The sequence below is a fragment of the Tepidiphilus sp. J10 genome (genome assembly GCF_006980785.1).
Taxonomy (GTDB): Bacteria; Pseudomonadota; Gammaproteobacteria; order Burkholderiales; family Rhodocyclaceae; genus Tepidiphilus; species Tepidiphilus olei.
Genome location: NZ_SBHP01000008.1, coordinates 24,369 through 38,908, shown reverse-complemented (window position 1 = coordinate 38,908; position 14,540 = coordinate 24,369). Strand labels below are relative to the sequence as shown.

Here is a 14,540-nt window from a genome sequence, read left to right as displayed (position 1 = left end):
GTCACTCCTTCAACTCGGCACGATCGCGGAAGTATTCGAGCGCCTCCGGATTGGCGAGCGCCTCGACGTTTTTCACCGGCTGGCCGTGCACCACCTGGCGCACCGCGAGTTCGACGATCTTGCCGCTCTTGGTGCGCGGGATGTCCGGTACCTGCACGATCTTGGCCGGAACGTGGCGCGGGGTGGTGTTGTCGCGGATCACGCGGCGGATTTTTTCCTGCAAGGTCTCGTCGAGTACCAAGCCTTCGCGCAGGCGCACGAAGAGCACGACCCGCACGTCGCCCTGCCAATCCTGGCCGATGACGATGGACTCCTCCACTTCGGGCAGTTTCTCCACCTGACGGTAGATCTCGGCCGTGCCGATGCGCACCCCGCCGGGATTGAGCGTGGCGTCCGAGCGGCCATAGATGATGAAACCGCCGTGGATCGTTTCCTCGCAGTAATCGCCGTGGCACCACACGCCGGGGAAGCGCTCGAAGTAGGCGGCGCGGTACTTGCTGCCGTCCGGGTCGTTCCAGAATCCGAGAGGCATCACGGGGAAAGGACGGGTGCACACGAGCTCGCCTTTCTGCCCGACGACGGGATTGCCGTTCTCGTCGAACACCTGCACCGCCATCCCCAACCCCTTGCACTGGATCTCCCCGCGCCACACGGGCAGCGTCGGGTTGCCCAGCACGAAACAGGAGACGATGTCGGTGCCACCGGAGATCGACGACAGGCACAGGTCGCGCTTGATGCGGGTATAGACGTAATCGAAGCCCTCGGGCATGAGGGGGCTGCCGGTACTGAACATCGCGCGTACCGTGTCGAGCCGATGGGTTTCGATCGGCGCGAGCCCCTTTTTCGCCGCCGCGTCGAGGAATTTGGCCGAGGTGCCGAAATGCGTCATGCGCTCGGCGTCGGCGTAGTCGAAGAGGATGGCGCCGTCCTTGACGAACGGCGAGCCGTCGTAGAGCAGCAGCGTCGCCTCCGAGGCCAGCCCCGAAGCGAGCCAGTTCCACATCATCCAGCCGCAGGTGGTGAAGTAGAAGAGCCGGTCGTCGGGTTTGACGTCGCCGTGCAGCTTGTGCTCCTTGAGGTGCTGCAGCAGCACCCCGCCGGCACAATGCACGATGCACTTGGGCAGCCCCGTGGTGCCGGAGGAATACAGGATGTAGAGCGGATGATCGAACGGCAGGCGCACGAAGTCGATCTCGGTCGCCTCACGGTGCGGCGCGGTGAACTCGGCCCAGCCCAGCGCGCGATCGATCATCGAGAAATCGGGCAGCGCCTCGAGGTAGGGCGTGACCACGACCCGGCGCACCGAAGATAGACCAGGTACCACCTCGGCCACCTTGCCGCGGATATCGACCGCCTTGCCGTTGTACCAGTAGCCATCGACGGTGAAGAGCACCTTCGGCTCGGTCTGGCCGAAGCGATCGAGCACCCCTTGCACGCCGAAATCGGGGGAAGCGGAGGTGAAGATCGCCCCCAGGCTTGCCGTGGCAAGCATGGCGATGATCGTGTGCGGCATGTTGGGCATGTAGGCCGCGACCCGATCGCCGCGCGTCACCCCCGCTTCGGCCAACGCCCGGGCCACACGCGCCACTTCGAGATACAGCTCTTCCCAGCTCCAGCGCTGCTTGACTCGATCCTCGCCCCAGAAAACCATCGCCTCGCGCGTGTCGCGTCGGCGCAACAGATTTTCGGAAAAATTGAGCCGCGCCTGTGGGAACCAGCGCGCCCCCGGCATCTTGTGACCATCGACGAGCACCACCTCGCCCCGCTCGCCGACCACGCCGCATTCGTCCCACACCGAGACCCAGAATTCTTCGGGATGCTCGATGCTCCAGCGATGCAAGGCCGCGTAGTCGGGAAAACTCCGGTTCCAGCGCGCTTCGACGTGGCGGGTAAACGCCGTGATCGTGGCGCTCGCCACGCGTTCGGCCGAAGGAACCCAGATGGGGTTCGTCTCGCTCATGTCCTTCCTCCTCTTTCTTGAATTTATTATGATTTTTTGCCGCTGCCTCAACCGGAAGCACTCATCAACGCCCGGCGCAGGTCGTCGGGCAAGGGCGTGGAGCGGCCGGTCGCGGCGTCCACCCACACCATCTTACCGGAACCCGTGGCGTAGAGGGTCTCGTCGCCGACCAAGCGCAGCTCGTACCAACTCGTCACGCTGGAGCGTCCCGGCTCACCGGCATACACCGTGACCTCGCACACGGCCGGATAGGTGACCGGCTTGAGGAAATTGCAGTCTGCATGCACCAGTACCGGCGAGGGCGACACGCCGGCCACCACCCGATAGCCCAGCGCCTCGAGCCATTCCACGCGCGCCTGTTCGAAATAACGAAAATAGATCGTATTATTCACATGGCCGAAGGCGTCCATGTCGCCCCAGCGCACGGGGATGGTGGTCGTCAAAACTTTCCGGGCATGGGCCGGGCGGTGTGTCATGATCGATCCTCCTCGAATGTGTGATTGATCGTCGGCCCTTTTTCTGCCAACATACGGCAGCGTATGGCCTCTCATCTCATTGTAGCGCGAGGACTCCCGAAGATGGAACGAGAAGCGATGGAATTCGACGTGGTGATCGTCGGCGGCGGCCCGGCGGGGCTGGCGGCAGCGATCCGTCTCAAGCAGCTCTGCGCCGAGAAAGGGCAGGATTTCTCGGTGTGCGTGATCGAGAAAGGGGCGGAATTGGGGGCGCACACGATGTCGGGCGCCGTGCTCGATCCGCGTTCGCTCACCGAGCTCATCCCTGACTGGAAGGAACGCGGCGCGCCGGTAAAAACCGCGGTGCGCGAAGATCGCTTCCTCTTCCTCAAGGAAAGCGGAGCGATGAAAGTGCCCAACGCCCTGCTGCCGCCGTGTTTCCAGAACCACGGCAACTACATCATCCGCGCCGGATTCCTCGTCAAGTGGCTGGGCGAGCAGGCCGAAGCCATGGGCATCGACGTCTATCCCGGCTTCGCCGCCGCCGACGTGCTCTACGATGACGCAGGTCGCGTACTCGGCGTGGTCACCGGAGACATGGGCCTGCAAAAAGACGGCACTCCGGGGCCCAACTACCAGCCGGGCATGGAGCTGCGCGCGCGCTACACGCTCTTTGCCGAAGGCTGCCGCGGGCATCTGGGCAAACGGCTCGAGCAGCGCTTCAAGCTGCGCGAAGGGCGCGATCCGCAAGCCTACGGCATCGGCATCAAGGAGCTATGGGAAATCGACCCGGCCAAGCACGAACCGGGTCTGGTGATGCACACCGCCGGCTGGCCGCTCGACCCCGACACCTACGGCGGCTCCTTCTGCTACCACCTCGACGACGGCCCTCTGGTGGCGATCGGCTTCGTCGTCGGCCTCGACTACCGCAATCCCTATCTCTCGCCCTTCGAGGAATTCCAGCGGCTCAAGACCCACCCCGCCATCCGCTCCATGCTCGAAGGCGGCAAACGCGTCGCCTACGGCGCGCGGGCGCTAGTGGCCGGCGGCCTGCAGGCGCTGCCCAAGACGGTCTTCCCCGGCGGCGCGCTCATCGGCGACGACGCGGGCTATCTCAACGCCTCGCGCATCAAGGGAATCCACGCGGCGATCAAATCCGGCATGCTGGCGGCGGAAGCCGCTTTCACCGCGCTCGCCGCCGGCCGGGCCCACGACGAGCTCACCGAGTACCCGCAGGCTTTCGAGCGCAGCTGGTTGCACGAAGAGCTCTACCGCGCCCGCAATTTCAAGCCGCTCATGAAAAAGGGCCTATGGGCCGGATCCCTGCTCTTTGGCATCGACCAGATGGTCTTCCGCGGCAAGGCGCCCTGGACGCTGCACCGCGACACACCCGATCACGCCCTGCTCAAGCCCGCCGCCCAATGCACGCCCATCGCCTATCCCAAGCCCGACGGCGTGCTCACCTTCGATCGGCTCTCCTCGGTCTTCCTCTCCAACACCAACCACGACGAGGACCAGCCCTGCCACCTCGTGCTGCGCGATCCCAAAGTGGCGATCGACGTCAATCTCGAGATCTACGATGCCCCCGAGCAGCGCTACTGCCCGGCCGGAGTCTATGAGATCGTGCGCGAGGACGGCACGCCACGCCTGCAGATCAACGCACAGAATTGCGTGCACTGCAAGACTTGCGACATCAAGGACCCGACGCAGAACATCGACTGGGTACCGCCGCAAGGTGGCGAAGGACCGATCTACGTCGGCATGTAACGGCTGCCTCGAAAAACCGTCGCGAGCGGCTGCAGGGTCGGTACCCAGAGTGCCGAGTGCAAGACCCGCTGCGAACGGTAGGCGGCGGGCACCCGGGCACCGGAGAACGCCGCCAGATGGCCGCGCAGCAGGTCATTCGAGGCGCCCTGAAACGCTTTCCCGGCGCCAGCCGGGGGCCCTTGCTACTCCAGCACGCGACGTGCGTTCAGGGGTTGAACCGGGCGGTTGTTTTTGCCCGTAAGGGCGCGGAAGGACCGTAGCTGCTCCTCGCTCGCCTCGACCGCTTCCGACATCACGTACCAACGCACCCCTTCACTGCAGGGAGGCGTCGTGAGCGAACCGTTATACCGATAGTAGTCGGCCGAAGGCGGCAGAATCTTGCTCCAATCGATCGGCCGTTTGGAACCATTTTTTTGCTTCGCCGCCGCGAGAATCTCGTCGAGCAAGGGATGGGCCTGTCCAGGGCGGAACCAAATGGCCACCACGGCCGGATTCCCCTCCTTGTCCCGATGGATCAGCTGTGCTTCCAACGGATAATGATTGCCTCCATCGGTATGTTCGCTGGGCGTATGGAACTGCACGGTCTCGAGCGTAAAGCGGCGCTGCTCGACTTGTATCGTGGCCTTGGGCACCAGGGGTCTTGCCGTAACGAGGGAGTTCTCCACCCGCAGCCGGGTGTCGAGCGCAAGGTAATGAAATTCGATCGCCCGCAGGTCGGTGGTGAGCACCTCTTCGAGCCGGATGTCGATGGGCGATTGATTCTTTCCCAACCCACACCAGAAATATTGCCGCGACAGCTTCGCCCACCGTTCCGGCCCTCTCTCCCCGGAGTAATCCCAGCGAGGCGAAGAGGGGCGAGCAGGGCGAACGGGTTTGGGTTCGACGGAGAGCTCCTTGGGCTTGACCTCGGTTTTCTCTTCGGGCCCCGACTGCGGGCGAACCGACTCCGGCTCACCCGCGCGCTCCACCCCTTCGACCAGGGACTCATGGACGCCGGCCTGCGCTCGAACCGTGGCCGGGACGTCGGACGCAGCGGTGTCTTCCTGCCCCAGAGCGGGCACGACCACCATCAACGGTACGACCCCCCACCACCAGCGCCACTTCCCTGATGCCCGTAGACCCAGCATGATGACATTCTCCCTGATCGAATCGGCTCACACATCGGGGATGCCGACACCCCGACGCGAGATTATCGCCGATCCCGATCGGTAATGCAGTATCCACCAAGCCAGAGCGCCCATCCGGTAGAATAACATCAGCCAAACGAGAGACCCTACGATGACATCCTCCAACTACCCTCATCCCCTCATCGCCCGTGAAGGCTGGCCTTTCATCGCCGCCGCCATCTTCCTTGCCCTGATCGTACAGATCACCGGAGGCTTTTGCTGGGCATGGCCCCTGTGGCTATTGGCGCTCTTCGTGATCCAGTTTTTCCGCGACCCTCCCCGCCCCGTCCCCGCCGAGCCCCTGGCCGTACTTTCCCCGGCCGACGGGCGCATCGTAGCCATCGAGCCGGCACGTGACCCCTGGCGCGACTGCGACGCGCTCAAAATCAGCGTCTTCATGAACGTGTTCAACGTGCATTCGAACCGCAGCCCGATCGACGGCACCGTCGTCGCCCGCTGGTATCACCCCGGCAAGTTCCTCAATGCGGCGCTCGACAAAGCGTCCAGTGAAAACGAACGCAACGCCCTGCATCTGCGCAGCGACACCGGACACGAACTCACCTGCGTCCAGGTCGCCGGTCTGGTGGCGCGCCGTATCCTGTGCTACGTCGAACCGGGTGATCGACTCGCGCGCGGACAGCGTTACGGATTCATTCGCTTCGGCTCGCGCGTCGACCTCTACCTACCACCGGAGAGCCGCCCACGGGTCGTCTTCGGTGAGAAGGTCAAGGCAACGAGCACGATTCTCGCCGAATTCCCTGCGGCAGAACACGAGGCCACCCCATGACCGAAGAACACGAATGTGCCACGCCGCCCAAGCGCCGCGGCATCTACCTCCTTCCCAACCTCTTCACCACGGCGGCACTCTTTGCAGGTTTTTTCGCCGTGGTGCAAGCACTCGACGGACGGTTTCAAACCGCAGCGGTCGCGATCTTCGCCGCCATCGTGCTCGATGGACTCGATGGGCGCATCGCGCGCCTCACCCACACCCAGAGCGAATTCGGCGCCCAATACGATTCCCTCTCCGACATGGTCTCCTTCGGCGTCGCCCCCGCCGTGCTGAGCTACACTTGGGCACTGCACTCCCTGGGCAAGATCGGCTGGATCGTCGCTTTCCTCTACTGCGCTGGTGCCGCACTACGCCTGGCTCGATTCAACACCAACATCGGGGCGCTCGACAAACGCTACTTTCAGGGGTTGCCCAGCCCGGCCGCCGCCGCGCTGGTGGCCGGATTCGTCTGGGTAGCCCACGACCTGGAATGGACCGGAACCGAGCTACGCTGGCTCGCTGCCATCCTCACCGCCTTTGCCGGAATCACCATGGTCACCAACATTCTCTACTGGAGCGGCAAGAGCATCGATCTGCGTCGATCCTTTCCCTTCGTGGCCGCCGCGAGCGTGGTGCTCGCCTTCGCCCTCGTGTCGATCTATCCGGGGCTCCTCTTCCTGCTCTTTCTCGGCTATGCGCTTTCCGGCTACGTGCTCGCCCTCTGGCGCTGGCGCCACAAACGCAAACCCGATGAACCCATCGAATGACTTTCCGTGTGGCCACTGCGCCGGCATTGCGCGGCGCGTTCATTCTGCGCCTCGTCGGCTTCGCGCCACGACCACGCGCAGAGCCTCTATACCCGAGCATCGCAGCAATCATAGTTTTTTTCAATGATGAAAAAGCTTGCTTCGATACGAATTTCCGTGTAGATTTTTTCGCATGAATACGCGCAGCGTCTTGCCTCGCTCATTCCTTCTCACGGCTGGCCTACTGCTGGGTCCGCTGCTGCGCCTCGCGCGCTAAATACACTCTCCCCCTCCCCTCCTGTCATCCCTTCCGTCTGCCGCGACTCGCTCGTCGTGGCGGCGACCCCGTGTCGTTTCTTCAGGAGCAAAACGATGAAAGAGCATTTGATCATTTTCGACACCACCTTGCGCGACGGCGAGCAAAGCCCGGGCGCCTCCATGACCAAGGAAGAAAAACTGCGCATTGCGCGCCAGCTCGAGCGCATGCGGGTCGACGTGATCGAGGCAGGATTCGCCGCTGCCTCCCCTGGTGATTTCGAGGCCGTGCGTGCCGTGGCCGAAGCGATCAAGGAATCCACCGTCTGCTCGCTTGCCCGCGCCAACGAGGCCGATATCGAACGTGCCGCCGAGGCCATTCGTCCGGCCAAGCGCCAGCGCATCCACACCTTCATCGCTACCAGCCCCATTCACATGGAGAAAAAACTGCGCATGACGCCCGACGAGGTCGTCGCGCAGGCCGTCGAGGCGGTCCGTTTCGCCCGTCGTTTCACCGACGACGTCGAATTCTCGGCCGAAGACGCCGGTCGCTCCGAGCTCGATTTCCTGTGCCGCATCTTCGAGGCGGTGATTGAAGCCGGCGCCACCACGCTCAACGTCCCCGACACCGTCGGCTACACCCTGCCCCACGAATACGCCGAGAAGATCCGCCGTCTCATCGAGCGTGTACCCAACTCCGATAAGGCGATCTGGTCGGTGCATTGCCACAACGACCTAGGATTGGCAGTCGCAAACTCGCTCGCGGCCGTGCTCGCCGGCGCACGCCAGGTGGAATGCACCATCAACGGCCTGGGCGAGAGGGCCGGCAACGCCGCGCTCGAGGAAATCGTGATGGCAGTGCGCACGCGCCAGGACGCCTTCCCCTGCGACACGCGCATCGACGCCACGCAGATCGTACCCACCTCCAAGCTCGTGTCCACCATCACGGGCTTCCCGGTGCAACCGAACAAGGCCATCGTCGGCGCGAACGCCTTCGCCCACGAATCGGGCATCCACCAGGACGGCGTGCTCAAGCACCGCGAGACCTACGAGATCATGCGCGCCGAAGACGTGGGCTGGACGGCCAACAAGATCGTGCTCGGCAAACACTCCGGCCGCCGTGCCTTCCGCGCCCGGCTCGAGGAGCTCGGCATCGAGATCGGCTCGGAAGAGCAGCTCAACCAAGCCTTTGCCCGCTTCAAAGATCTGGCCGACAAGAAACACGAGATCTTCGACGAAGACCTCTTCGCCCTCATGGCCGAAGAACCCACCCCCAGCGAACAGGAACGCATCCGGCTCGTCTCGACCATGATCCATTCCGAGACGGGAGAACCCCCACACGCCAAACTCACGCTCGCGATCGACGGCAAAGAATATTCCACCGAAGCCGACGGCTCGGGGCCGGTGGATGCCGCCTTCAAGGCGATCGAAGCCCTGGTGCATAGCGGCGCCGAGCTGGTGCTCTATTCAGTGAATGCCATCACGCAAGGAACCGACGCCCAGGGTGAAGTCACGGTGCGACTGAGCAAAGGCGGACGCATCGTCAATGGCCTGGGAGCCGACACCGACATCATCGTCGCCTCGATCAAGGCCTACATCAACGCCCTCAACAAGTTGCAGCACGACGCCGTACGCATCAACCCACAGCTGTGAGACCAGGCGGCTGCCACCTTCGGTAGCCGCCGTTCACAGCCCAGAAAAGTCGCCCGGCCGCGAAACGGCGTTGGGAGCCCGTGTGCGCTCGGCCATCTGCATGACGGGGGCCGCCTCCCGCGCCCCCGTTCGCCATCTCCCGCGCAAACGGCCGTGATGTCGTTTCGAGGCAGCCTATGCCTTCCCGCGCTGCCCCGAGCGCCGAGCAAAAGCGAGCAATGCCACGAAGAGGGCGAATGCAAGGAGCGCCTCTATCTTGGCGAAAAAACCCGCCCCCCCGCCATCACTCCAGCGCATCACCCCTTCGGCGACATAGAAAACACTCACGAGGCTAGCCCACTGCGCCGTGTAGCGGCGGCCGCGCCACAATCCGGGCAGCGCGGCAGCGATCGGTAAAGCTTTCAAGGTGAGCCAAGACCCTCCGGGACGCAGAGGGGCAAACCAACCCTCCCACAGCACGCACCAAAGCGCCAGTACGAGCGCCAGTACGAAAGCCGCCAGCGCCCACTCGTCACGTTTTCCCATACAATCCCCATTGATACGACCATGGCGCTTCGTCGCTCGAGCAGAAGGCCCTCATGTTCATTTCCCGCACGATGTACCCGATTCGATGGCTACGCCTCTTTGCTCGGCGCTTCCTGCACACCGTGTACCGTGCCGACTGCCTCATGGTAGCCGCAGCCCTGACGTATACCACGTTGCTCGCGCTGGTCCCTCTCCTGACGATCACCGTGCTCGTCTTTCACAATTTTCCGGCCTTCGAGAAAGTCGGCGAATCGCTAGAGGAGTTTCTCAGCGCCAACCTTTTGCCCGAAGCCGTCTCGCGCCTCGTCACACTCTACAGCCGCGAATTCATCGCCAATTCGACCAAACTCTCGATGATCGGCACCGTGATGCTCATCGTCACGGCACTGATACTCTTGTCGACCATCGAATCGGCCTTCAACCGCATCTGGCGCGTACGTCGCGCACGTACCCTCGGCGCACGCCTGGTCACCTACTGGTTCGTCCTGACCGCGGGGCCCCTGCTATTCGGCATTGGCGTCTACCTGACCACACAGCTGGCCAAGGAATCGCTCAAGCTCACGGGGCACGTCGGGCTGGCCACGCCACTCGTCTCCTTCTTCCTGATCTGGGGCTTTTTTTGGGCGCTCTATCAACTCGTCCCGCATCGCCCGGTACGATCTCGCGATGCACTCCTCGCTGCGTTCATCACCACAGGAGCCTTTCTGTTCCTCCAACGAGGATTTGCCATATTCATCGCCCGTTTCGCCACATACGACCTGGTCTATGGCGCGTTCGCCGCCTTGCCGATCTTTCTCGTCTGGATTTATCTGCTCTGGACGATCATCCTTCTCGGGGCAGCCTTGGCCGCCACACTCGGTGCGCTCTCGTCCTCACGCTTGCGGCCCGATACACTCGAACCCGATTCGGCCTCCGCGCAGACCGACGAAGCAGGAGATCAATCCTCCATGAAGGGATCGACCTCGAACTGAAACACTTCGAGGTCGCGTGTCTGCGCCTCGAACCGGATGAAATGCACCTGCCGCAACAGCCACTTCCCCACGGCCGACTCGCTGGCCTCGACCAATTTCGGACCGCAAACGGTCCCCTTCGTACAGACGAGCGCCGATTGCAGACGCAAGGGAGGCGCTTTGCGCACCGACAAAGCCATTTGCGCCGAAGTACCCGCTGGCAAGGGTTTCTCCTGTCCCAGCGCGACCGGTTCGGGATCGAATCCCAAGGCCTGGATACCCATCTGCAAACCGTTGGGATGCTGCCTCAACCAGCGTACCAACGCCAGCACCCAGCGCACATCCCCCCCTACGCGGATCGCGACGATCTGTCCCGGAAAAAAAATCGGCGCCTCGTTGTCCGTCCAGCGCAACTCATAGCCGCTGATGCTCACATCGGTGACGCGAACCGGATGGATGGTAGCTGGCAAGCCGAGACGATGGGACAACACAGCCTCCCAGCCGACGAGTAACTCGGCCATGGCATCGAAAGGCTTGCGCGGCAGGCGACGCTGCCAGCCGTAACGCCAACGATCGAGCAATTCACGCAACAAGGCCGCCCGTCCGTCCGCACTCAAGCCACCCTCCTGATGCCGACGCGTTGCCCAGCCCCCCCCTTCGAGCAGGTGGATCTCCTCTTCTGCCCGTTTGGCGAGCTCTTCGAGCGAAAAAAACAAGGTGGCCCGAGGAGCGTTCTCACGCCCAAAGAACCACGCTCTCGGTTCCGGCGGCTCGTCGAGCGACAAAGACATCACGAAACCATCTTCCTGACTCTGGCCCGAGCCGTACAGGACAATGACGGGCGATGCGCTCTGAATCCAACGTAGCGCCCATAAAAGCTCTTTTCCGTCCATGAATCGAGGATCGGCCGCGGCCAGCGCGAGTAACCACGCCAGCTCTCCGCGTACGGGCTCCTTGTCCGCATAAGCATGGCCCAGCTGCGTGAGGAGGCGCCAGAATCCCGGTGGCAAGACGATCCGGGTCATGGTCGACAACAGATAGAGACGCAACGCGAACCCGGCAAAGAATTTGCCCGCCAACTCGTTACGCCTGGCATCGGGAAGCCACTCTTCGAGACGATCCACCGCCGTCGTCATGAACCGATGCAGAGCGAGCACGTCGCTGGCGGGCAGAGGAAAAGTCAAGGCCACCGAATGATGAAGCAGCTCATCGATCGAGGCCAGCAAAGGCCTGCCCTCTTCGGCCAACCAAGCGGAATCCGTCCGTATGCGTATGCGTTCCAGACGGCGGCGTAGCGCCTCGATTTCCCGTTCATCGATCATGGCATAATCACTTGGAGCATGTGGGGCGATTCTACACCGCCCTTCATTTTCCCAGTACAATCGGCGGCACGTGCGCCAGGGTGGTGAAATCGGTAAACACAGCGGACTTAAAATCCGCCGCCGTGAGGCTTGGGGGTTCGAATCCCCTCCCTGGCACCACAGACACCGTTCAGGCGTTTTTTGCGTCCCGATGAATCGCACTATCTGCTGAAAATCAAGCAGTCATCTTTTTCTGTGCCCTTCACCCAACCCCAAGCTTTTGCATGTCTCCCGCATAAGGACGCGGTACTTTTCGAGTATCTGCTTTCCGTGACACCCATTTCTGGCGTGGTACGCTCGAGGCAGGTACCGGCACAAGCAGACGCCATTGTCGACCCAATTGGGCAACCCGTGGAAAACACTTGCTTGCCCTCTAACGATTCATTGAAAACAAATGAAATTTGGCGGAGGCGGTGAGATTCGAACTCACGAGGGGCGCAAACCCCTGGCGGTTTTCAAGACCGCTGCCTTCAACCGCTCGGCCACGCCTCCGGGCGCCGGCACCTTGCGCGCCGGCGAGGACGATTCTACCGCACATTCAAGCGAATGCCGTCGCCCCGCTACCACCCAGCTCCACCCGCAGGGCAGCGGCAAGCGTCGCCGAGGGATGCACCACGGCATGCTGCGAAGGGCCGCGGCGGCGCGGTGGGGCCCAGATGGCGTCGGGGAAGTGGGTGTCGTCGCGGTAGCGGGGAATCACGTGCCAGTGTAGATGCGGCACCATGTTGCCCAGGCTGGCGAGATTGATCTTGTCCGGGCTCATGAGGCGGCGCAGCACGCGTTCCGTGCCAAGCACCACCCGCCACAGGTGCATGCAATCGTCCGCGTCGAGATCCGTCATCTCGGCGACGTGCTCGTTCCAGATCACGCGCAGATACCCCGGATAATCGGTATGGCGGACGTCGATGACGCGACAGCGGCCATCGCGCCACAGCACCTCTTCCTCATTCTCAAGGCATAGAGGGCAACTATCGGGATGATTTGATCGAATCGGCATCATTTGGTCCTAGCGAGAGGGATTTCGACAATATAATCCCTGCATCTGCTCGACGCAATCGATGCCATGAATACGCCATCCGACTCCGCTTTCCAGCTCCAATGGCGCGAGGCGCTTTCGGTGAAGAATGATGCCATCGATCGCGACCATCGCCGTCTCATCGGGCTCATCAACCGGGTACAGAGCATGCTGGCGCACGACAGTTCGGTCGGCGAACTCACCCAGGCACTGGACGAACTCGCCGACTATACCGCTACGCACTTTCGGCGTGAAGAGGCGATCCAGCAGGCCATCGGTTACCCCGAGGCCCGGTCTCATGCGATGCAGCATCGAGACCTCACCCATCAGTTGCATACGATCACCGCCGAGATTCTCTCCCTGGCTCATGGCGGCAATACGGTACATGCGCTCGCACCCGAACTGCGGCAACGCATTCTGAATCTGTTTCGCGAATGGCTCATCAGCCATATCATTCAGCAGGATTTGCGGTACAAACCCTGGCTCGAACGTTTCCCTTCCGACTGGACGCCGGCAACAGTGCAGAGCGGGGCAGAAAGATAAAATCTCATTTGCATCGAAATACCCCCCTTCCGCTCATGGAAAAGCATGTCCGACGATACCATCCCCACTCATGCATTCCACCTTCACTGGCGAGACGAACTATCGGTCCACAATGATGCCATCGACTGCGATCACCGCTGGCTGATCGAGCTCATCGACCGCATCCAGTCGTTGATCCTCCGGCGCGCCTCGCTCGCCCGACTCACCGTCGCGCTCGACGAACTCGCCCGCTACACCGAAGAGCACTTCACACGCGAAGAGCAGATCCAGCAGGCAGCGGGTTACCCCGACCTCGACGAACATCGCCGCTCACACGAAAAGCTCGAGCGGCAGCTGACCGACATCACCGCCCGCATTCTCGCCCAGCCGGTCGAGCGAACCACGCTCGATGCGCTCGATGACGACACCCGCCGTGCGCTCCTCAATCTGCTGCGATCCTGGCTGATCGATCACATCATCAGGGAAGACCTCCAATTACGTCCGTGGTTGGAACGGTTTCCCCGTGACTGGAACCCGGCCTCGCCCCCTTCCTGCCCTCCTCAAAAAGAGCCCTCCACGACCGCGCCCGGCTAAAATCCCGATTCCGGGAACGAAACACCAAGGAGAGGACGATGACGGCAAGCCACTGGATCCTGCTCGCGCTGGGCGGGTTCGGCGCCGGTGCGATGAACGCGATCGCCGGCGGCGGCACCTTCCTCTCCTTTCCCGCGCTGCTCGCGATCGGCCTGCCGCCGGTCACCGCCAACGCAAGCAACTCGGTGGCCTTGTGGCCGGCGAGCCTGGCGAGCGCCTGGGCCTATCGCCGCGAGCTCGCCCGCTACCGCCAGCACCTACCGCGTCTGACCTTGGCCGCGTTTCTCGGCGGTGCGCTGGGCGGTGGCTTGCTGCTGGTGACGAGCAATGCCCTCTTCGCTCGCCTCGTCCCCTGGCTACTGCTCACGGCCACGCTCCTCTTCGCGCTCGCCCCGCGCATCAACCGCTGGCTGGAGGCGCGTCGCCGCGCTGGCCCGCGGCAAACGTTGGGCTGGGGCGGGACGATCTTCCAGCTCCTCGTGTCGGTCTATGGCGGATTCTTCGGCGCCGGCATGGGTATCGTGATGATCGCCGCCATCGCCATGCAGGGCATCGAGGACATCAACGAGATCAACGCGCTGAAGAACTGGCTCTCGGCGGTGATCTACAGCGTGGCCGCCCTCACTTTCACCCTGGGCGGCGCCGTGAGCTGGCCGCACACGCTGGTGGTGCTCCTGGCCGCCGCCGCGGGCGGCTATCTCGCAGGACGCATCGCCCGCCGGCTGCCGGCGATTTGGCTGCGCCGCTTCATCCTCTTGGTAGGAACGGCACTCACGCTTTATTATTTCTTTTTTTGATCGAG

14 protein-coding genes and 2 tRNA genes are annotated in these 14,540 nt (G+C 62.9%); 9 read left to right on the top strand and 7 right to left on the bottom strand.

Annotation, left to right across the window (positions count from 1 at the left end):
- Window position 1: 1 nt before the first annotated feature.
- Together EPD81_RS09535 and EPD81_RS09530 are read right to left on the bottom strand one after the other, a co-directional pair.
- On the bottom strand, window positions 2-1,960 hold the full coding sequence (locus EPD81_RS09535; protein ID WP_142805212.1) for an acetoacetate--CoA ligase: 1,959 nt from the start codon (window positions 1,958-1,960) through the stop codon (window positions 2-4).
- 47 nt (window positions 1,961-2,007) lie between these two features.
- Entirely contained in the window at window positions 2,008-2,436 is a 429-nt protein-coding gene (locus EPD81_RS09530) for a thioesterase family protein (RefSeq protein WP_142805211.1), read from the bottom strand.
- A 102-nt stretch (window positions 2,437-2,538) separates the two neighbouring features.
- On the opposite strand from EPD81_RS09530, the gene EPD81_RS09525 reads away from it, so the two are divergent.
- On the top strand, window positions 2,539-4,182 hold the full coding sequence (locus EPD81_RS09525; protein WP_142805210.1) for an electron transfer flavoprotein-ubiquinone oxidoreductase: 1,644 nt from the start codon (window positions 2,539-2,541) through the stop codon (window positions 4,180-4,182).
- Window positions 4,183-4,364: 182 nt separating this feature from the next.
- On the opposite strand, the gene EPD81_RS09520 is transcribed toward EPD81_RS09525, so the two are convergent.
- Window positions 4,365-5,309 (bottom strand): carbonic anhydrase, encoded by a 945-nt coding sequence (locus EPD81_RS09520; protein WP_142805209.1) that lies wholly within the window; start codon window positions 5,307-5,309, stop codon window positions 4,365-4,367.
- Window positions 5,310-5,460: 151 nt separating this feature from the next.
- Here EPD81_RS09520 and EPD81_RS09515 point away from each other — a divergent pair, with 151 nt between their 5' ends.
- From EPD81_RS09515 to EPD81_RS09505, 3 genes are all read left to right on the top strand, one after another.
- Window positions 5,461-6,135 carry a phosphatidylserine decarboxylase gene (locus tag EPD81_RS09515; RefSeq protein WP_142805208.1) on the top strand — a complete coding sequence of 225 codons (675 nt, stop codon included), beginning with the start codon at window positions 5,461-5,463 and terminating at the stop codon, window positions 6,133-6,135.
- Window positions 6,132-6,884 carry a CDP-diacylglycerol--serine O-phosphatidyltransferase gene (gene pssA, locus EPD81_RS09510; protein WP_142805207.1) on the top strand — a complete coding sequence of 251 codons (753 nt, stop codon included), beginning with the start codon at window positions 6,132-6,134 and terminating at the stop codon, window positions 6,882-6,884. Before EPD81_RS09515 ends, pssA begins: the two co-directional genes overlap by 4 nt.
- Window positions 6,885-7,235: 351 nt before the next feature.
- The gene (locus tag EPD81_RS09505; RefSeq protein WP_142805206.1) at window positions 7,236-8,771 is read left to right on the top strand and encodes a 2-isopropylmalate synthase; all 1,536 of its coding nucleotides are present in this window, start codon (window positions 7,236-7,238) and stop codon (window positions 8,769-8,771) included.
- Window positions 8,772-8,945: 174 nt separating this feature from the next.
- On the opposite strand, the gene EPD81_RS09500 is transcribed toward EPD81_RS09505, so the two are convergent.
- Window positions 8,946-9,296, bottom strand: a complete 351-nt coding sequence (locus EPD81_RS09500) for a DUF2069 domain-containing protein (RefSeq protein WP_142805205.1) — start codon at window positions 9,294-9,296, stop codon at window positions 8,946-8,948.
- Between the two features lie 53 nt (window positions 9,297-9,349).
- On the opposite strand from EPD81_RS09500, the gene EPD81_RS09495 reads away from it, so the two are divergent.
- Complete coding sequence (locus EPD81_RS09495; RefSeq protein WP_142805204.1) at window positions 9,350-10,267, top strand: YihY family inner membrane protein; 918 nt, start codon at window positions 9,350-9,352, stop codon at window positions 10,265-10,267.
- On the opposite strand, the gene EPD81_RS09490 is transcribed toward EPD81_RS09495, so the two are convergent.
- Complete coding sequence (locus EPD81_RS09490) at window positions 10,234-11,568, bottom strand: hypothetical protein (RefSeq protein WP_142805203.1); 1,335 nt, start codon at window positions 11,566-11,568, stop codon at window positions 10,234-10,236. The two genes, EPD81_RS09495 and EPD81_RS09490, sit on opposite strands and share 34 nt — an antisense overlap.
- A 74-nt stretch (window positions 11,569-11,642) precedes the next feature.
- Between EPD81_RS09490 and EPD81_RS09485 the strand changes: the two genes are divergently transcribed.
- A tRNA-Leu gene (locus EPD81_RS09485) sits at window positions 11,643-11,727 on the top strand.
- Between the two features lie 282 nt (window positions 11,728-12,009).
- Here the strand turns inward: EPD81_RS09485 and EPD81_RS09480 are convergent.
- Window positions 12,010-12,099: transfer RNA gene (locus EPD81_RS09480), tRNA-Ser, on the bottom strand.
- Between the two features lie 46 nt (window positions 12,100-12,145).
- Entirely contained in the window at window positions 12,146-12,604 is a 459-nt protein-coding gene (locus EPD81_RS09475) for an HIT family protein (RefSeq protein WP_142805202.1), read from the bottom strand.
- Between the two features lie 66 nt (window positions 12,605-12,670).
- Between EPD81_RS09475 and EPD81_RS09470 the strand changes: the two genes are divergently transcribed.
- Genes EPD81_RS09470 through EPD81_RS09460 form a run of 3 tightly spaced genes read left to right on the top strand, consistent with a single transcriptional unit; the run spans window position 12,671 to window position 14,535 of the window.
- Window positions 12,671-13,165, top strand: coding sequence for a bacteriohemerythrin (locus EPD81_RS09470; RefSeq protein WP_142805201.1), 495 nt, complete (start codon window positions 12,671-12,673; stop codon window positions 13,163-13,165).
- A gap of 45 nt (window positions 13,166-13,210) precedes the next feature.
- Complete coding sequence (locus EPD81_RS09465; RefSeq protein ID WP_142805200.1) at window positions 13,211-13,738, top strand: bacteriohemerythrin; 528 nt, start codon at window positions 13,211-13,213, stop codon at window positions 13,736-13,738.
- Between the two features lie 38 nt (window positions 13,739-13,776).
- The gene (locus tag EPD81_RS09460; RefSeq protein ID WP_142805199.1) at window positions 13,777-14,535 is read left to right on the top strand and encodes a sulfite exporter TauE/SafE family protein; all 759 of its coding nucleotides are present in this window, start codon (window positions 13,777-13,779) and stop codon (window positions 14,533-14,535) included.
- Window positions 14,536-14,540: the final 5 nt, after the last annotated feature.